We start from the raw sequence: 18,349 nt of genomic DNA on the forward strand, positions 1-18,349 counted from the left end.
CACTACTCTGAGGAATTCAACCGCTCCTGCCATTCAGAATCAATGGCATCTGAACGCTCATATTCCTGCTTTAGCAGGTCTTTTTCAGTGGTATAGGCCAGATTTTCTGATGAAACTACTGACTGGGCTGCAAAGGTCTGGGCATAACCCATTTTTTGTTGCAAAGCTGCATCCGGTCGAGACAGGGACACTGCACTAGCTTGGCGTTGCTGATTGCGCTCGTTGATTTTGCTATTTCGCATTTGCACCCAAAAGTAGCGAAGGAGAGGAATTCCCAAAAAACCGATACCATAGGCCACTAAGATGCCAAAAATAGAATAGACAAACCCCACTAAACCCCCTAGTTGAAGTGCAATGGTGCCATCCTGCAACAAAGACCAGAGCACTGCTGCTCCGACTAAATTTAAACTTCCTAGGCCAATCGCTAATAAGATCTGTCCTGAACCCGCTTGACTAAATTTCCAAGCATATTCTTGTAGGTAAGTGGAACTAGACTGCTGTTGATGGGCCTTAGCCGTAGTTTGTAGGGTAGGAAAATGATAGATGATTTCGCCCTGGGGACTGACTTCGGGACGACCATCAAAATGGGTCAACACTGGAATGATATAGTCTTCGCTTTCTCGTTGACGATCAGACACTTCCAGATAGGGAGTGAGTTGCTCTCCAGTGACGGCCCCCCCCTTTGTGCGAATGACGGCCCCGATTTCTTGCCAGCGACGATCGTCTAAGTTGGCATTGGGGTTGCCATCCCCAAACAGAAACGAAAAGATGGCTTCCAGGAAGTTCATCTGATCGGGGTCTTTAGATTGACTGCGGACATGCTGTCGGTGGTAGCGAGGATTGGGATTAAAGAACCAGAACAAGTCAGGCGTAATCCAGAACCGGGGAATAAAACTGCCGGAACGACGATTATTTGAGCGATCGTCTTGGCTGTTCATGGCAATTAAGATGATTGCGATCGCAACAAAGATCAGCACAATCGACAGCAACAGCACAATCCCGAATGAAATCCGAATCAGGTAGAAAATAGCAGGCCAAATCTTGTCCCACAGGGCCTGAAGACGCAATCGCCAATATTTATTACGAAGAACTGAGCGAAAATTTTTGGGGAACAGATAGGCAATATCTCCAGCTTCTGAGACTTGAAGATTGCCAGAAACTTCAGATGCCAGGGCCAATAGCCCCCGCTCTGTATGATTAATATCTAGACCCGCCTGGGTAGCAACATCGCCAACGGTCACTCGATAGTTGAGTTGCTCAACAGCGGTCATTATCTTGGAATCTAGGGGCATGACCTACCTCATAAAGAAGCTGCCAACTGATGCAGCACGGATGGTTTTCTTCTCGACACCCTTCCTTCAGTATAAGAAACCCTTTCTAGCCAAAAGGTACGGTTTGAGGTTCGGCTTCCCTGTATCGCAGTAGACAGCCACACCAGACTTATTGATAATAGTCTTGGACTTTAACCCCAGACCCAACAGACTTAACTTGTGTGTGCCCTTCCCCGAACCACTGCCCATGTCCGTATTACTCACCAATCCTGGCAACAGGGACAGATTGAAGGCGAAGTTGCTGCCAGCAATTATCTTTGGCAGTTTCAATGGTGCTTCCGACAAGGTGAGTTAAAGGTTACCCCTTCCCTAGGCCGAGCCTTGATTAAAGAGCCATTGGGCCGGTTCCTCGAACAGCAGGATTATCGATTAGAACCTGGTGGTGACTATTCTTTTACATTGCGCTGCAAAATTTAGGAATAGTCTCAAACAAACGGAATATTCCTATCAATGACGAGAGGCATGGTCGCATTTTTAGCCGACCTTGCAACCTGAGTACTCTAATCTCAACCCCCTAAACAGGTTGAGGATGACTTCAGTCTTAAAGGGATGAGAAAGAGGACTAGGCATTAGCCTGTCGAATCCGAGATTTTGTAAATCGATTCATCCAGCCTTCTAAATATTTGCGATTGGCTTTTTGTTCTTCCAAATCATCAGTGGTCAACGAATGTGGTGCTAGCCCCTGAAGAGCAGCCGTTGTCACGCAAAACATTGATTTTTGGAATGTCTCACAAATTTGAATTTTAAGGTCTTCCTCCTTGCGCAAGGTTTTGCGATAAACCTCGATTAGGTAGTCAGGTAAATAGTGGCGCATATCTTGCATCAACAGTGTCGGGGGAATACCCGAGCTACCAATCGGAAGCGGATCCGCATAGAGAGCGCCATAGGCAAAATCACTCTGGAACATGGGGATTTGATAGGCCTGGGCATTGTAAGAAATCGTTCCAGAGAACGGAGTACCTCTGAAAAAGATTGCCTCAACATAGGGAACGGCTGTATCCATTAGGAAAGTTAGATTGGCAGACTTGGGAAGAATGTCATAGTCTTTACCGCCAATTTTGACCGTATATGTGATGGGGCGACTCGCGTCTGCCACTAAACCTTGCAAAATATGATCAACAACGTCGGGAATCGTTTTGATTTCACCCGCATCGTAGCGATCAGAGAGAGTGATAAACATATCACTCATGACCCGCCAAAACTGTCCTAACCCGCTATAGTAAGCCATCTGTCGGATTTGTTCGGGCAGAAAGTCAGGAAAAGCACGATCTAATCCCAACATTACTGGATTGAGTTTGAATTTGGCCTTAATTGCAGGTTTAATCGCTGCCATAAACTCTGGGGAGTCCAGGTATGTGTCTAACCCTCCCCCACCATGCCAGAACATACCTTTCATGCAATATTCGGCATATTCATAATTAATCCGGTCATGCCAGAGAAATTTCAAAACCTTACCTGGATTGATCTCACCATTAAAATATTTAAACAGCGGAAAAAGAACTAAGAATTGGTGATCGGCAATATATATCAGATTATTGGAATAGGCATCCAAAATAACCCCATAGCTTTTCAGAATTCCCACCACTTCTAAGACATGTTCTGGGGAATCTCTTAGCAGTGCTTCTCCCGCTTCCAAGCGATGAATGAACTCTGCCATTTGGTGTTTAGAGGGCTCTATTTGAGGCGTGCTTACCATAGCTGATGGGGGATATAAGGAAAAACAAGTTGCAGAAGCTAATCAGTAATCTCTATGTGTGGACTAGAGGCCGCGATAGGGCTAGAGACATTGGCCATTGATTGTTCGGGGATATTGGTGATCATAATTTGTGGCGGTCTGGGATTGTATGGAATCAAAGCAGCGATCTGAGTTTCACTCCAACGAACAATATAGTTGGGCTGAATCCCGAGTAAGAAAATGAGTGCCACTAAAATTGCGGCCGGGAGGCGATCAGACCATGTAACTGGAGGAATTCGGTCTAACTCATCCGGCAACCGGCCAAAGAAGACCCGATTAATCATTAATAGAAAGTAAACGGCAGTCAACCCAGTTGCTAACATACAAAACAGCGTTTGAACTGGGAAAATAGGATAGCTTCCCCTAAAGGTGAGAAATTCAGATATAAAGCCCACCATTCCAGGAATCCCTGCACTGGCCATTACACCTAGAATCATCATGCTACCGATCAGGGGCAAGCCTCGCTCAGGATTTAATAAGCCCCTGAGGAAAAACATATCTCGACTACCCGTTTTTTTATAAACGACGCCAACGAGCATGAATAATAAGGCAGAAATCAAGCCGTGACTGACCATCTGGCATACGGCGGCAATCATACTCAATTCAGTGGAAGCAGCTGCGGCCAGCAAGATAAAGGCCATGTGGGCAATGGAAGCATAGGCCACCACCTTTTTCATATCCTGCTGAGAGATGGCGCAAGAGGTACCGTAAAGGGCACTCACCGCAGCCCAAATTGCTAGCCAGGGTCCTAAATACACCCAGGCATCGGGTAACAACCCCACACCATAGCGGAGCAAGCCATAGGTTCCCAGCTTGAGCAGCACGCCAGCCAACATCACAGAAACGGGCGTTGAGGCTTCTACGTGGGCGTCAGGCAACCAGGTATGTAAAGGAAAGAAAGGAATCTTGATACCAAATCCCAGCAGGATTCCTACCATCAAGATCAATTGAAGTTTTAGTGTCAAGCCACTAGGGGTATCTGAAGCGCCCACAATAATGGCTCGCAAAGGCTCATAGGCAAAGCTAGAGGCCCCTGACAACCAGACAATGCCGAGAAATGTTGCCAGCAATACAATGCCTGAGAAAGCAGTATAGAGTAGGAACTTGGTGGCTGCATAACTGCGGCGTGCCCCACCCCAAATCGCAATCAAGAAATAGAGGGGGATAATTTCTAACTCGTAGAACAAGAAAAAGAGGAGGACATCCTGGGCAAGAAAAGCACCTGCCACGCTGGAGTTGAGCAGCAGCATCAGCGCGAAATAAAATCTGGGCCGCTTGACATCAGGCTCCGTAATCCAAATCGCGATCAGCGTCAAGAGACTGTTCAGGGCCAGCAGGGGCAGAGACAATCCATCTACAGCTAAGTGATAACTGAGACCGAGAGATTTAATCCAGGGCACAAATTCCCCAAACTGCATGGTGACTTGCTTCGGATTGAACAGAATAGCGATATAAATTGTCCAAGCTAGAACCAAGCTTGCTACTACCAATGTGAAGGTGCGAGCATATTTGGTATCGATGCTTTTGGGCCAAATCGCCAATAGCAGTACTCCAAACAAAGGTAACCATACGAGAACACTGAGCATTGGGGTAAGACGAACTCCTAAAACGAAATACTGGAGAATGACTGCTATTGACTGATGAGTGCAGACCAATACCCAACAATGGTGGACCAATCATCCCTCAGTAACAGCCATAAAATGGCACTTATGCCGACGATGATGGTGAGCAAATAAGATTGAGATTGGCCAGAGACACCGTACTTGAGACCTTGTCCACTTAATAAGGTGGCTTTACCGACGAAATTAATTATTCCATCAACAACATATTTATCGAGATAAGTTGTGAATTCGGAAGACAGGCGAACAACGGCAACTACAGTGAATTCGTATACACGCTCAATATAGAAGTCATAGGCCAACAGATCCTGGAAAAAGCGTAAAAAGAACTGGGTCGGTCGTGATAAAGAACGTCTCAGTTCAAACACAGAACCCAATACCACACCGATCACACCTGATGCTACCAAAATAGGGAGGCCGTAAGGAATGGAGGATTCACTAAAGACGGCAGCAGAGGGAATAGGGTTGAGCCACAAAGACCACTTCAATGGCATCAATGGAAAAGCCAACACTGCAATAGTCATGGTCACCATCGGGACTGCCATCAACCAGGGTACTTCAGGGACTCGTCGAGTTTTTTCTTGGCGTTGCCCCAGAAAGATTAAGCGAAAGATGCGAGTGAGACTGATGGCGCTGGTGGTATTCACAAAGAGGAGCAAAACAAAGAGCCAAACCGGCATATTCCACCCGCCAGTAAGCCATTGCTGCATCATTCGGAAAAATCCCATCGGCAGAATCACTACTAGACTGCCAGCTCCCACAATAAAAGCAGTGGTTGTAGCAGGCAGCCGTGACCACAGACCTCCCATTTCTGTCATGTCTTGACTATTCGTGCCCAGAATGACTGAACTGATACTGAAGAAAAGGAGTGCTTTTGCGATCGCATGGGCTAGCAGCAACGATAGGGCAATGTTCACGTGCCCCAATCCCACCGCAATAAACACCAAACCCAAATAGGCACTGGTGGAATGAGATAAGGCTCGCTTGATATCTACCTGAGCAATGGAAATCAATGAAGCGCCAACAGCTGTAACGCCGCCAATAATCAATAAGGTGTCAGATGCAATGAGGGACAGACTAAAAATAGGCTGCAGCTTAATCAAGAAGTAAGCTCCGATGGAGACAACAGCCGTGTTCCGCATTATCCCCGCTGGATTTGGACCTTCCATGGCTTCATCCAGCCATAGGTTCAAAGGAAATTGAGCACAATTGCCCGTAGGACCCGCAATTAAGGCCAGTCCCAGTAAGGCATCCGTTAGGGGAGGTAAAGAAGTGGATTCACTCCATGCTCTTAAGTCTGAAAAGGTCAATCCAGCCCCATAGCTAGTTAAAGCCACTAATCCCATCAATAGGATAATGTCACCCACTCGCTTGGTCAGAAAGGCATCCCGAGCTGCTGTGACTACCAGCGGCTGAGCATACCAAAAGCCCACCAAGAGATAGCTAGAAAAAGTGAGCATTTCCAATAAGGCATAGCTCAGAATCAACGAGTCACTAATGGCGATGCCTGCAAGCGCCCCTTCGAAAAAGCCCATCAGTCCAAAAAATCGGGCGACAGACCAGTCCTTGTCCATATAGCCAATCGCAAAGACCTGGGTCAGTAGACTCAGAAAAGTAACTAATTCTAAGGCACCGATACTGACAGGAGAAATTTCAATTGCAAAGGTTAAATTTAAGTCTGCAACTTGCAGCCATTCATAGACCAGTTGTTGTGGAGGTTGGCCTAGAACTTGCTGAAAAACAATCGTGCCATGCAAGCAGCTTAAAAACGTCATCAAGATATTGAAATAAGCGACTGGGCGGGGCCCACTTCGCCGGATTAATCCCATTGACCAGGGGAGAGAGAATAGAGCCCCTAGCAATCCAAAAAAGGGAATCCACCAGATATGTTCAAAAAGAAATTGCGACAGCACGACTTAGTCAATTAGGGTTTGCAACGATTGGTGATTAACTCACAACCTTTAAGACTGTAAATCTTTATCTGCGATATAGTCAGGCATTTCAGATAAAAGTAGTTCAAAACTCATAAAGATTTTTGCTGCACTGTGAAGTAGAGAGATATGCAAAAAAAATCTTTATAAAAATTGTTTCTAAGTTATGACTATTATTGATTTATTTTTCATATATTATCCATCGTATCAAAATATGGTAAATATCAATAAATATATTTTTATCAATCTTATGTATGGATATTTATAAATAGTATTTCTCACTTTTTAGCAACGGCTGAAGTCTTATTCCGAAGAAACTGTCTGTGAATTTGCATCATTTCTGTATGGTGATCGAGAAGCAGTCTATGACCTCTCAATTTAGCTGCCATAGGCTTTTTCAAGATTGCAGATTATCCATTGATTTTCTTCAATGCCCTACAAACAAATCTCCAATGCATTGATTTTTCGAGGGAGACATCCCAGTTCTTTCATCTATAAGACCCGATCGAATATCAGTTTTATTTATTGATTCAATTTGGATAAATAATCCACGTTTATATTGACAAAGCTGATCCCGGGTCTATATGCTGAGTTCTGCAAGCTTGAAAGTGCTTCCAAATAAAGCTGTTTAATAGCTTTCATGTAAGAGTTTTTAGGTAGCAAAACTACCTAGTAATATTTAATGTTCAATAACAGGAGATGTGGCAATGCCAATTGCGGTTGGGATGATTGAGACGAAAGGTTTTCCTGCTGTGGTAGAAGCTGCGGATGCGATGGTGAAAGCAGCTCGTGTAACGCTGGTGGGCTATGAGAAGATTGGTAGCGGCCGCGTCACAGTGATTGTAAGAGGAGATGTTTCTGAGGTTCAAGCTTCGGTCGCCGCCGGAACAGAATCTGTCAGAAGAGTCAATGGGGGAGAAGTTCTTTCAACTCATATCATTGCTCGTCCTCATGAGAACCTCGAGTACGTACTACCGATGAGTTACACGGAAGAAGTAGAACAATTCCGAACGTAATAGCTATCAATCATTCGGTGTAAATATTCACCCAGAGTGATTTCATAAAAGTCTTGCCCCTTTATGGTCAAGACATCATTCCTTAAAAAAGCGAAAGAATGGAGTTATAAACTATGTCGATAGCAGTTGGGATGGTGGAAACCCTCGGATTCCCAGCAGTGGTCGAAGCTGCTGATGCCATGGTCAAAGCAGCTCGTGTCACCTTAGTCGGTTATGAGAAGATCGGTAGTGGCCGGGTCACGGTTATTGTTCGGGGCGACGTTTCAGAAGTTCAGGCTTCGGTTGCTGCCGGTACTGAGTCGGTCAAGCGTGTGAATGGTGGACAGGTTTTGTCTACTCATATCATTGCTCGCCCTCACGAAAATCTCGAGTATGTGTTGCCCATGCGCTATACCGAGGAAGTTGAGCAATTCCGTGAAAGTGTAAACGGACCGCGTGCGCTCCCTATTCGTAAATCCTAGACACAAATCTGAGTGAGAATCGCAAAAGTTCTAGGTACCGTAGTTAGTACCCAAAAAGCTCACAGCCTCCAGGGCACCAAGTTCTTGTTGGTACAGCGAGTTGATCATGAAGGTCAATTGCTTCCTGAATATGATGTAGCTGCCGATTGTGTAGGAGCAGGGGTTGATGAGTGGGTACTTATTACTCAAGGCAGTGCAGCTAGGCAAATGCCTGAATATGAACGGCGGCCATTAGATGCCTTAGTCATTGCCATTATTGATACCGTCTCGGTCTCAGGGGGACGTATCTACAATAAGTAATCTATTTTGGAATTCCGTTGCTCGGATACATTTTCCAACCTTCTAGGAGGTGTGATTGCTTAAAGTCTTACATAAGATTGTCGGCATCCCAGCTGACTTCTTTGGCTGTTTGGATCATTGAAGTTGTCCCTGAGGCATCTCGATTGATTTCTAAGCCTAGTTAGCCTTCTCTTCTTTTGTCACTACTCACTCGCAATCGCGTTTTGTGTAGGGGAGTTCATCATGGTAATCCATAGCCAATCGACATCAGCACCCATGCAGACAGGGAATTTACCCGATCCGCGGGTGCATTCTTCCGCCTATGTTCACTCATTTGCAACAGTAATGGGTGATGTTCGTGTGGGGGCAAATGCGCTGATTGCGCCTGGCAGCAATATCCAGGCCGATCAAGGATTTCCCTTCCACATTGGCGACAACGTTAATATCCAGGATGGAGCAGTCATTCATGCCATCGAGCCAGGGCAAGTCCGCGGTAAGGATGGTCAGAATTATGCAGTTTGGATTGGTGATAACAGTTGCGTCACCCATATGGCCCTGGTGCATGGCCCTGCATTTATCGGTGACAACTGTTTTATCGGTTTTCGCTCGACGATCTTTAACGCCAAGGTGGGTGATAACTGCGTAATCATGATGCACGCTTTGATTCAGGGGGTAGAGATTCCACCTGGCAAGTATGTGCCTTCTGGTGCCGTAATCACGAAACAGGAGCAGGCCAACCTCCTACCTGATGTATTGGCAAGCGATCGCAAATTTACCCAGCAAATTATTCACGTTAACGAAGCCCTAAAAGATGATGTCTCCGGGGCTAGCCCACACACCTCTATTCGACCCGCCCGAACCAATATCGGCCCTTCTCAATCACACCGTTTTACTACTGATACCAAGCCAATGAACCATACCACCCTAGATGCTGCAATTGTGAGTCAAGTTCGGTCACTCCTGGCACAAGGATATCGAATTGGCAGTGAGCATGCCGACAAACGCCGATTCCAAACTAGCTCTTGGCAGAGTTGCCCATCCATTACTAGTACCAATGAATCACAAGTTTTGGCAGGGATAGAATCTTGCATGTCGGAACATCAAGGGGAATATGTTCGGTTAATTGGTATTGATACCCAAGCCAAACAGCGAGTGTTGGAAACTATTATTCAACGTCCGGATGGTCCAGTGAAGTCGGCGTCTATCAGTTCTGTAACTAAGACCATCAAAAATTACACTACCAGCCATATCAGCAGCAGCGGCAGCATTGATGCGGAAATCATTGCTCATGTGCGCTCCCTCCTCGGTCAAGGCTATCGAATTGGGACCGAACATGCCGACAAACGCCGATTCCAAACCAGCTCCTGGCACAGCTGCTCTCCTATTGCTTCGCAACAAGAGTCGCAGGTGGTGGCAGCCTTGGAGGCCTGCATCGTTGAACATCAAGGTGAATATGTTCGCTTGCTGGGCATTGATACCCAGGCTAAACAAAGGGTGTTCGAAACAATTATTCAACGCCCAAGTGACCAGCCTACTGCAGCCCCTAAAGCATCCCGACCCGCTTCATCTTCAAGCAGCAGTTACGCCAGTACAAGTTATGCCAGCAGCAGCCCTAGCAGTAGGGCCAGCACTGGTTTAGGTGCAGATGCCATTGCTCAAGTCCGCTCTCTCCTTGCTCAAGGCTATCGCGTCGGTTCTGAGTATGCGGATAAGCGACGATTCCAAACTAGCTCTTGGCAAAGCTGCACACCCATCAATTCCAAGCAAGAATCTCAAGTTATTGCCGCCTTGGAAAGCTGTGTTGCAGAACATCCTGGCAACTATGTCCGCTTAATCGGGATTGACCCGAAAGCCAAACGTCGGGTCCTAGAAGTCATCATTCAGCGCCCAGACGACAATAGTAAGGCTAGTACACCTGCCCCTAAAGCGAGATCAGTCAGCTCCAGCTCTAGCTACTCCAACAAGGTGGAAAGTAATAGTTCGAGCTACCGTCCCGCCCCTTCGATTGGCATGGATGGAACGGTAGTGAATCAGATTCGCTCTCTCTTAGCCCAAGGCTATCGAATTGGCACTGAATATGCAGACAAGCGTCGGTTCCAAACAAGTTCTTGGCAGAGCTGTACCCCTATTGCTTCCCAGCAAGAATCTCAGGTCATTGCTGGAGTGGAAGCCTGTATGGCTGAACATCCCAATGATTATATTCGTCTGATTGGCATCGACAAGCGAGCTAAAAAGCGAATGTCTGAAACAATTATTCAACGTCCTGGCGGATCTACTGCGACTCAATCATCAGTGAAGACGTCAAGTTCTCGCTCTTATCAAGCCCCTGCGGCCCAAAGCTCTCGAGGACGTGGATTTAGCCCCCAAAATAGTGGTGGTTTAGATGCTGATACCGTAGCGCAAGTGCGATCGCTCTTGGCCCAAGGCTATCGAATTAGTACAGAATATGCGGACAAGCGCCGGTTCCAAACCAGTTCTTGGCAAAGCTGTCCTCCTATTAAAACCCAGCAAGAATCTCAGGTGATTGCCGCGTTAGAAACCTGTATGGCGGATCATCAAAAAGAATATGTCCGTTTAATCGGTATTGATACCGATGCCAAGCGACGCGTCTTAGAATCCGTTATCCAGAAGCCTGTGGCAGCTCGCTAGATGTCCTTTCTAAAGGGTCTTAGTCTGAACGACTTTTCCACTCATAGCCTAAGAACCTAAGGTTCCTTGCTAATGCAACTCTCACCCCCGCAACCCGTTAGTACCTCGCATTTTTGTGTGATTGGGGATGTCAGCATCCATCCCCACGCCAAAATTGCTCCCGGTGCTATCTTGCAGGCTGCCCCCCAAAGCAAAATTGTGATTGCAGCAGGGACCTGTATCGGGACGGGGGTTGTCATTCAAGCGTTTCAGGGCACTATTACCGTCGACAGCAATGCTGTTTTAGGAGCGGGAGTGTTGGTTCTAGGCAAGGTCACCATTGGCATCAACGCCTGTATTGGCGATTGCACAACCATTATCAATACTGATGTTGTGGCCCACCAGGTCATTCCAGAAGGCTCATTAATGGGAGACTCTGGCCGATCTTCTTTTGAAGAAGCTCCTGCCAGCGAGACGTCGCAACCTCTTCAAGATAATACCTATGCATGGTCAAGCCCTTCTCCAAGCCATAGCCCATCCCCGATAACTAGCAGGCCACAATCCAGGTCTCACGTGATCGGTCAAGCTTATGTAACGCAAATGCTGCAGGTCTTGTTTGCTCGTAACTCATCTCCGTAATCCCTATGCAAATCAGCTATTGCGGTTATTGTTAAACTGAACGAGACTAAACCAAAAGAATTTTTAGGTTCAACGTCTCCGCAAAAGTATTGCTCACCGATATGATTCCTGCATCAAAGTTAAAACGGAAACGCAGACCCGATAGTGCCTTGGGTTTGTTGTCTACCCCAAGTTTTCCGGCGATTGTAGGGACAGCAGATGCAATGCTCAAGGCTGCGGAAGTAACCTTGGTGGGCTATGAAAAGATAGGTAGTGGTCTATGTACCGTGATTGTGCGAGGCAATATTGCTGATGTACGTCTGGCAGTGGAAGAAGGCAGCCGCTTAGCCGAAAAGCTAGGGCAAACCGTCTCTAAACTGGTGCTTGCCCGACCCATGCCAAACTTAGAAGCGGTGTTTCCCATTGGTAGCCATCTAGTGGAAATTGCTCAGCAGCAACGGGGCTATTCTCGCTTGAGCAACCAATCCATCGGTCTTCTGGAAACTAAAGGCTTTCCTGCCATGGTGGGGGCAGCTGATGCGATGCTCAAATCGGCCAATGTCCAACTCTCTGCCTATGAAACCATCGGAGCAGGATTATGTACTGCTATGGTCCGAGGGTCTGTTGCCAATGTTGCGGTTGCTATTGAGGCGGGCATGTTTGAAGCAGAGCGAATCGGTGAGCTAAATTCGGTGATGGTGATTCCTCGGGTGATGGATGATCTCGAAGCAATGTTACCGGTGGCGAGCTGCTGGGTCGAAAAACCCTTACCCCTAATCTTCTCTAATAAGGTTAAAGAGAAGGAAAAAGAGTTGGTGCCATTAGGGGATCTAGAACAACTCTCTCGCACCATTGAGCAAGAACCCGATGCTTGAACTTGCGTCTAAAGCATTAATCTCTCTTGGGTTTGGGCAATATATATCTGTAACTGCAGGCAAGGTTATCTCCCAGTGGGCAGGAGAGATTCTGACAGCGAGATTGACAGAAGTCTCCCCCACTACCGATAATTATTGTTTGTGAAATAGTTGTTTTTTTAATAATCCCTTGGCTAACGTAGTTGTAATTGGTGCTCAGTGGGGCGATGAAGGAAAGGGTAAGATAACCGATCTGCTAAGTCGTTCAGCAGATGTGGTCGTACGGTATCAAGGCGGAGTAAACGCTGGCCATACCGTCGTCGTCGATGACCAGACCTTTAAGTTACATTTGATTCCTTCCGGCATTCTCTACCCCAACACCGATTGCATCATCGGCTCTGGAACTGTGATCGATCCAAAAGTTCTGATCGAAGAGCTAGATATGTTGGATGGGTTGGGAATTAGTACCAGCCATTTGTTTATTTCCGAATCAGCCCATGTCACCATGCCCTATCATCGGTTGATTGATCAGGCCTCGGAAGAGCGCCGTGGTGACCATAAAATCGGCACCACTGGCAGAGGCATTGGCCCCACCTACGCCGATAAATCTGAGCGAACCGGCATCCGCATCCTGGATCTGATGGATCCAGAAGGCATGAAAAAACAGTTGCGGTGGACCGTTAACTATAAGAATGTCATTTTGGAGAAACTCTACAATCTACCTCCCCTAGATCCAGAAGAGGTGATTGCCGAGTATCAAGTCTATGCGGATCGTCTGCGCCCCTTCGTTGCCGACTGTTCCTTAAAAATCTACGATGCCTATCAACAGCACCGAAATATCTTATTTGAAGGTGCCCAGGGAACGTTACTCGATTTGGACCATGGAACCTATCCCTACGTTACCTCTTCCAACCCAGTAGCTGGCGGTGCCTGTGTGGGTACGGGCGTGGGTCCAACGATGATCGACCGGGTCATCGGCGTGGCCAAAGCCTACACCACTCGGGTGGGTGAAGGTCCATTCCCGACAGAGCTACACGATGAGATGGGTGTGGCCCTCTGTGAGCGAGGCGCTGAATTTGGAACGACTACTGGACGTCGGCGACGCTGCGGTTGGTTTGATGCCGTGATTGGTCGCTATGCCGTCCGTATTAATGGTCTTGACTGTCTAGCGGTAACCAAGCTCGATATTCTAGACGAAGTGGATGAGATTAAAGTTTGTGTGGCCTATGAAATTGACGGCCACGAATCGAAAGACTTTCCGACGAATGCTCGACAGTTCTCTCGATGCAAACCCGTTTATAAAACACTGCCTGGCTGGAAACAATCCACGATTCATTGCCGGACCTTAGAAGATTTACCCCCCAAGGCATTGGACTACCTTAAGTTCCTAGCTGGGATCGTAGAAGTTCCCATTGCCATAGTGTCTCTAGGGGCTGAGCGGGACGAAACCATTATCGTGGAAGATCCCATTCATGGGCCGAAGCGAGCCTTACTTTATTCCAATGGAGAAACCCAAGCAATGTCTGCTTAGGCCATTCTCCAAAACTTACTTGAGTAACACCCTCCATTTCCTCTAGACTTACCAGCTTGCGATCTCAACGCTGAATCTTTTGAACTGTTGAGAAGCAGTGGCTTACTCCTTTGGGCGGCTAAGAGGATACCTTAGGAATCCGGTTCATATCGTTTTTGGGCAGTAGTACCTTCTGATTCGGCGCCTAAGGAGTTAGATACCTGAGGAAAATAGTATGGGAGATTGGTATAAAGCTGACCTGGCCTATATCCACGATATTGGATATGGCGATTTTGCTGACCAAGCGGCTGTCGAAATCTTGGTCTGCTTTCAAGCACATCAGATTGAATTGGGTTTAGTAGTCGATTTAGGCTGCGGTAGCGGCATCTGGGCAGATCACTTAGTCCAGGCGGGGTATCAAGTCTTGGGCATTGATATTTCGGAAGCCATGATTGAGCTGGCCCGCAATCGCGTTCCTACTGCAGAATTTCGGATGGAGTCCTTATTTACAGCCAGTCTTCCCACCTGTCAGGCGGTGACGGCCCTAGGGGAAGGTCTAAATTATTTATTCGACGCAGAACACAATTCATCTCGGTTAGGTTCTATATTCCAGCGAATCTTTGATGCCCTTGAGTCTGGAGGACTGTTTCTGTTTGATCTGGTGGAGCCAGGTCAGGTTGAACAAGGGCAAGTCAGTCAGGGATTTAGAGAAGGGGACGATTGGATGGTTTTGGTTGAGAAACAAGAGGATTTGGAAAAGATGATCCTGACGAGACGGATCATCACCTTTCGGCAAGAGGGTCGTCTGTATCGGCGGGATGAAGAAATTCACCGACAGCAGCTCTATAATGCCGAAGAGATTGCTGAACAGTTGAGTCAGATAGGATTTCAAGTTCAAATCTCTAATGCTTATGGTGAATACGAACTTGCGATCGCACGTAAAGCCATCACAGCTCGAAAACCTTAGACACCTACTTGGAAGGCTGAATTTGCTTCTTGACCCGCTCTTGATTCAGCAAAGCTAGGGAATGATTGGGATTGAGACTAAGGGCTTGTTCTAGGCTAGCTAAGGCTTCAGGAAAATTCCCCAGCGCCTTTAGGGCTATCCCTTTCCCTGTCCAATAATCGGCATTTTTTTCATTAAAGGCGAGGGCTTTGTTATAGGCAGCCACCGCCCGACTATAGGACCGCAAGCCCATCAGAGCGAGGGCTTTGTTATACCAAGCGCGATCAGATTTGGCATCCAGAGCCACAGCTTGATCCGCAGCAGCTAGGGCCTGTCCATAGTCTTCTAGTCGCCAATAGGCTGCACTTTGATTAATCCATATTTCTACTAGTGTCGGTTGCTTACCGGCATTGACATCTCCCTTTAAAGCTCGATCGTAAGCCGCAACGGCTTCTTCTAACTTGCCAAGAGTTGCGAGAATCCGGCCTTGGTTGAACCAGGCTAGGGAAGATTGAGGATCATACTCCACGCCCTGTTCCGCAGCATCCAATGCCTCATCAAATCGCCCTAAACGCCACAGTGATAAAGCCCGAGCACTCCAAGCATGGGCATCTTGAGGCATGATGGCTAACGCACGATCGATGGAGGTGAGGGCTTCCTTGAACCTGCCAAGACCAATCAGTGCTGTGCCCCGCTGGCTCCAGGCAAAGTCCAGCCCTGCCTCTCCCCAATCTCCGTCCCCTTCTTGGAAGGCTTTTTCGCAGCTGGCTAGGGCCGTCTCAAACTGGCGAAGTTGATTGGCATTGGCACATTGCTGAATTAGGGCCGCAGAAGATTTAGGGGCCAGGGTAACGGCAAATTCATGGGAAGCTTGTGCCTGTTGATGTTCTCCCAATTGATCCAGCAAAATCCCCTGTTGAGACCACAGCTTGGGATTCTCAGGGGCAAAAGCGAGAGCCTTGTCATAGTTTTCAAGGGCCTGATTATACTCTCCTAATTGTCGATGGAGTTGGGCAAGTTGGGACCAACCTATGGCAGCAGAGTTGTCTGGCCAGTCTTCTTGGAGGGCGCGATCGCAGGATTGAAACGCTCGTGAATATTGCTTCTGTGATGCCAACACCTGACAGTGGCCAGCCCATGCTCGTCCATCATGTTCATTGATATGTGTAGCCCAATCATAGGCAGCTAAGGCTTCGTCAAATCGCTTCAACTCAAATAATGCTGCTCCTCGGTAATACCAAGCCTGATCAGGTAACGATTGCAGCCGTTGATCTGCCACTTGCAAGGCTAATTCACAATCTTTGAGAGCAGGTTCATAATTTTTGAGTTGAAAAAGGCTAATGCATCGCTTCGCTAAAATCTGAGGTTTGTCGGGTTCAAGCTTTAGAACCTGATTGAAGGCCGCTACAGCTTCAGAATGCTTGGCTTGGGCAAAAACAATCGTGCTGCGATCGGTCCAGGCTTGCGGATCGTTGGAATTTAAAGCAATCGCTTGATCACACGCTTTGAGAGCTTCTGCATATTTTTCATTTTTGAGCTTTTTATCATATTGCTTTTTCTTCAGAGCTTCGTTATTTTGGGCTTGCTGGGTCAGGCTCTGACATAATCCTGCCCAATGACCATAATCTTGTAATCCTTCTTGGGCATGAAGGCTTTGGGGTAGCAAGGCACTCAGTAGGAGGGGCGATGCTATTCCCCATAGCAGTAATTTTGCACTAGACCCGATGCCATATCCCTGTACCAGATTCAACTGACGGCTAGTTTTTCCAAAGATGATCAATAATCTTTTTTTAGGGACAAGAGTGGGTTGTTCCATCAGGCATCGTGGCTCCACACAAGTAGGCATCGGTAAGGGTGGTACCCTCAACGTTGGCATTTTCTAGATTGGCTTCTGCTAGGTTGGCATTTTTGAGGGTCACGGCTTTGAGGCTGGCTCCCGTTAGATCGGCCCGAAACAGGTTAGCTTCGGTCATATTGGCCCCATCCAAAATGCTTTGGGTTAAATTAGCCTCGGGCAATTGGGCTCGAAAAAAATCAACTTGGCTGAGATCAGCTTGAACTAAGTCAGCCGTTTTCAGTTCTAGCTCTCTACCTCCCTGGTTGACCAGTTCCCACACCTGCCGCCATTTATCGGCCAGAACAGTTTTGATATTGATTTTGCTCTTGTGTAGCTTTGCCAGATTAAGATCGGCCCCTTCCAAATTGGCGTAACGTAAATCGGCCCCTTGTAAATTGCTATTGGTTAAATTGGCTCGACGAAAATTTGTATAGCGGAGACGGGCATTACTAAAATTAGTGGCTCGCAGGTTACTATCTTGCAAATTGACAATAAACAAATAAGCTTGGGACAGATCCGCTTCTTCCAGCTCTGCCCCTTCTAAATTGATGCCCACCCAATGCACACCACTCAGATTTTTGCCTTTTACCGGTGCGGCAGATGCTCCCGTAGTGAGTGCCTCAGATGTTTCTGTGGAAGTTGGCTTCTTGATCGGTTGCGGATTGACAATCGCCCAAGCATCTCGCCATTTCGGATCTAAAACTGTGGTGTCATCAATTTTGGCGTCTCTCAAATCAGTATTTACTAAATTGGCTCCAGTCAAATCGGCTCCAATCAAATTGGCTCCCTTCAGAGATGCTCCTTCCAAATTGGCGTTTACCAGCTTTGCTCCTACTAGCGATGCATTCTGTAATCGAGCTTGAGATAAAGTAGCAGTGGTCAGATCAGCCTGATTCAACTGTGCCTGAGCTAAGTTAGCCCTAGCTAAATTGGCTTCCATTAATTTCGCTTGGCTCAAGTTGGCATCACGGAGTTGAGCGTTTTCCAGATTGCTGAGTATCAGCCGTGCTTGAGATAAGTTAGCCCGGAATAAGATGGCTGCGCCCAATTGGCTTTCCTCTAGATTGCTGAGGGTGAGTTGGGCACTAGAAAGGATCGCCTCCCGCAAATCGGCTTGTTTGAGATCCGCTCGAAGTAGATCTGCTCCATCTAGCTTGGCTCCCCGCAGATTTGCTTCTTTAAGATTGGCCCCTTTTAGGTTGGCATTCCGAAGATCAGCTCCACCTAATTTGGCCTTATCCAGCTGACAGTCGGCACATTCACGTGTTTCTTTTAGCTGATCAACATGATCGCTTTTGGCAGCCTGTACTGACTGCACGAAAATGGTGAGCACAAAAACTCCACTCACTAGTCCTGATGAAGTTTTTGCAATCTGGCTAATCCGCAAAACCCGAACCTCAGATTTTAGGAAAGATCAACTACAGATCATGGCATGTTCGCTTGCTACAAATGATTAGACAAAGGTCTAGCATCATCAGGAAGAACACAAAATTAGATTCATTATGGGTCAACTAGATCATGCATGATCGCTGTGTAAAGCGGGAATCACTGATACGAACTTCGGGAGATAAGCCACTGATAAGC

General features: G+C 47.1%; 15 protein-coding genes. 9 read left to right on the forward strand and 6 right to left on the reverse strand.

The features are described 5' to 3' along the window. Positions 1 to 2 precede the first annotated feature (2 nt). Entirely contained in the window at positions 3 to 1,292 is a 1,290-nt protein-coding gene (locus I1H34_RS10225; RefSeq protein WP_212665520.1) for a hypothetical protein, read from the reverse strand. A gap of 198 nt (positions 1,293 to 1,490) precedes the next feature. Between I1H34_RS10225 and I1H34_RS10230 the strand changes: the two genes are divergently transcribed. Next, positions 1,491 to 1,748 carry a DUF3146 family protein gene (locus tag I1H34_RS10230; protein ID WP_212665521.1) on the forward strand — a complete coding sequence of 86 codons (258 nt, stop codon included), beginning with the start codon at positions 1,491 to 1,493 and terminating at the stop codon, positions 1,746 to 1,748. Positions 1,749 to 1,893: 145 nt separating this feature from the next. Here I1H34_RS10230 and I1H34_RS10235 read toward each other — a convergent pair whose 3' ends face one another. Genes I1H34_RS10235 through I1H34_RS10245 form a run of 3 tightly spaced genes read right to left on the reverse strand, consistent with a single transcriptional unit; the run spans position 1,894 to position 6,598 of the window. After that, positions 1,894 to 3,027, reverse strand: a complete 1,134-nt coding sequence (locus I1H34_RS10235) for a CO2 hydration protein (protein ID WP_212665522.1) — start codon at positions 3,025 to 3,027, stop codon at positions 1,894 to 1,896. Positions 3,028 to 3,065: 38 nt separating this feature from the next. Beyond that, positions 3,066 to 4,652, reverse strand: coding sequence for an NADH-quinone oxidoreductase subunit M (locus I1H34_RS10240; RefSeq protein ID WP_212665523.1), 1,587 nt, complete (start codon positions 4,650 to 4,652; stop codon positions 3,066 to 3,068). Between the two features lie 44 nt (positions 4,653 to 4,696). Continuing rightward, positions 4,697 to 6,598, reverse strand: coding sequence for an NAD(P)H-quinone oxidoreductase subunit F (locus I1H34_RS10245; protein WP_212665524.1), 1,902 nt, complete (start codon positions 6,596 to 6,598; stop codon positions 4,697 to 4,699). Between the two features lie 725 nt (positions 6,599 to 7,323). Here I1H34_RS10245 and I1H34_RS10250 point away from each other — a divergent pair. The 8 genes from I1H34_RS10250 to I1H34_RS10285 all read left to right on the forward strand — a co-directional run bounded on the left by I1H34_RS10250 (position 7,324) and on the right by I1H34_RS10285 (position 14,949). Beyond that, the gene (locus I1H34_RS10250) at positions 7,324 to 7,632 is read left to right on the forward strand and encodes a carbon dioxide-concentrating mechanism protein CcmK (RefSeq protein WP_010469380.1); all 309 of its coding nucleotides are present in this window, start codon (positions 7,324 to 7,326) and stop codon (positions 7,630 to 7,632) included. Between the two features lie 113 nt (positions 7,633 to 7,745). After that, positions 7,746 to 8,093 carry a carbon dioxide-concentrating mechanism protein CcmK gene (locus I1H34_RS10255; protein WP_212665525.1) on the forward strand — a complete coding sequence of 116 codons (348 nt, stop codon included), beginning with the start codon at positions 7,746 to 7,748 and terminating at the stop codon, positions 8,091 to 8,093. 12 nt (positions 8,094 to 8,105) lie between these two features. Continuing rightward, positions 8,106 to 8,393: a EutN/CcmL family microcompartment protein gene (locus I1H34_RS10260; protein ID WP_212665526.1), complete on the forward strand. Its 288-nt coding sequence runs from the start codon at positions 8,106 to 8,108 to the stop codon at positions 8,391 to 8,393. 222 nt (positions 8,394 to 8,615) lie between these two features. Next, complete coding sequence (locus I1H34_RS10265) at positions 8,616 to 11,021, forward strand: ribulose bisphosphate carboxylase small subunit (protein WP_212665527.1); 2,406 nt, start codon at positions 8,616 to 8,618, stop codon at positions 11,019 to 11,021. Positions 11,022 to 11,093: 72 nt separating this feature from the next. Then, a complete protein-coding gene (locus I1H34_RS10270; protein WP_212665528.1) occupies positions 11,094 to 11,639 on the forward strand; it encodes an LbetaH domain-containing protein in 546 nt (181 codons plus the stop codon). A 101-nt stretch (positions 11,640 to 11,740) separates the two neighbouring features. Beyond that, positions 11,741 to 12,493: a BMC domain-containing protein gene (locus tag I1H34_RS10275; protein WP_212665529.1), complete on the forward strand. Its 753-nt coding sequence runs from the start codon at positions 11,741 to 11,743 to the stop codon at positions 12,491 to 12,493. 169 nt (positions 12,494 to 12,662) lie between these two features. Beyond that, complete coding sequence (locus tag I1H34_RS10280; RefSeq protein ID WP_212665530.1) at positions 12,663 to 14,003, forward strand: adenylosuccinate synthase; 1,341 nt, start codon at positions 12,663 to 12,665, stop codon at positions 14,001 to 14,003. Between the two features lie 214 nt (positions 14,004 to 14,217). Further along, entirely contained in the window at positions 14,218 to 14,949 is a 732-nt protein-coding gene (locus I1H34_RS10285; protein WP_212665531.1) for a class I SAM-dependent methyltransferase, read from the forward strand. A 4-nt stretch (positions 14,950 to 14,953) separates the two neighbouring features. Here the strand turns inward: I1H34_RS10285 and I1H34_RS10290 are convergent, their stop codons facing one another. After that, positions 14,954 to 16,744 (reverse strand): tetratricopeptide repeat protein, encoded by a 1,791-nt coding sequence (locus I1H34_RS10290; RefSeq protein ID WP_212665532.1) that lies wholly within the window; start codon positions 16,742 to 16,744, stop codon positions 14,954 to 14,956. After that, entirely contained in the window at positions 16,719 to 18,098 is a 1,380-nt protein-coding gene (locus tag I1H34_RS10295; RefSeq protein ID WP_235108189.1) for a pentapeptide repeat-containing protein, read from the reverse strand. Before I1H34_RS10295 ends, I1H34_RS10290 begins: the two co-directional genes overlap by 26 nt. Positions 18,099 to 18,349: the final 251 nt, after the last annotated feature.

Origin of the sequence: Acaryochloris marina S15 (assembly GCF_018336915.1) — a bacterium.
GTDB classification, from domain to species: domain Bacteria; phylum Cyanobacteriota; class Cyanobacteriia; order Thermosynechococcales; family Thermosynechococcaceae; genus Acaryochloris; species Acaryochloris marina_A.

Excerpts from the sequence above, each read along its gene's own strand:
- I1H34_RS10225 (WP_212665520.1), bottom strand. The coding sequence starts at position 1,292 with ATGCCCCTAGATTCCAAGATAATGACCGCTGTTGAGCAACTCAACTAT.
- I1H34_RS10235 (WP_212665522.1), bottom strand. The coding sequence starts at position 3,027 with ATGGTAAGCACGCCTCAAATAGAGCCCTCTAAACACCAAATGGCAGAG.
- I1H34_RS10240 (WP_212665523.1), bottom strand. The coding sequence starts at position 4,652 with ATGCTCAGTGTTCTCGTATGGTTACCTTTGTTTGGAGTACTGCTATTG.
- I1H34_RS10250 (WP_010469380.1), top strand. The coding sequence starts at position 7,324 with ATGCCAATTGCGGTTGGGATGATTGAGACGAAAGGTTTTCCTGCTGTG.
- I1H34_RS10255 (WP_212665525.1), top strand. The coding sequence starts at position 7,746 with ATGTCGATAGCAGTTGGGATGGTGGAAACCCTCGGATTCCCAGCAGTG.
- I1H34_RS10265 (WP_212665527.1), top strand. The coding sequence starts at position 8,616 with ATGGTAATCCATAGCCAATCGACATCAGCACCCATGCAGACAGGGAAT.
- I1H34_RS10270 (WP_212665528.1), top strand. The coding sequence starts at position 11,094 with ATGCAACTCTCACCCCCGCAACCCGTTAGTACCTCGCATTTTTGTGTG.
- I1H34_RS10275 (WP_212665529.1), top strand. The coding sequence starts at position 11,741 with ATGATTCCTGCATCAAAGTTAAAACGGAAACGCAGACCCGATAGTGCC.
- I1H34_RS10285 (WP_212665531.1), top strand. The coding sequence starts at position 14,218 with ATGGGAGATTGGTATAAAGCTGACCTGGCCTATATCCACGATATTGGA.
- I1H34_RS10290 (WP_212665532.1), bottom strand. The coding sequence starts at position 16,744 with ATGGAACAACCCACTCTTGTCCCTAAAAAAAGATTATTGATCATCTTT.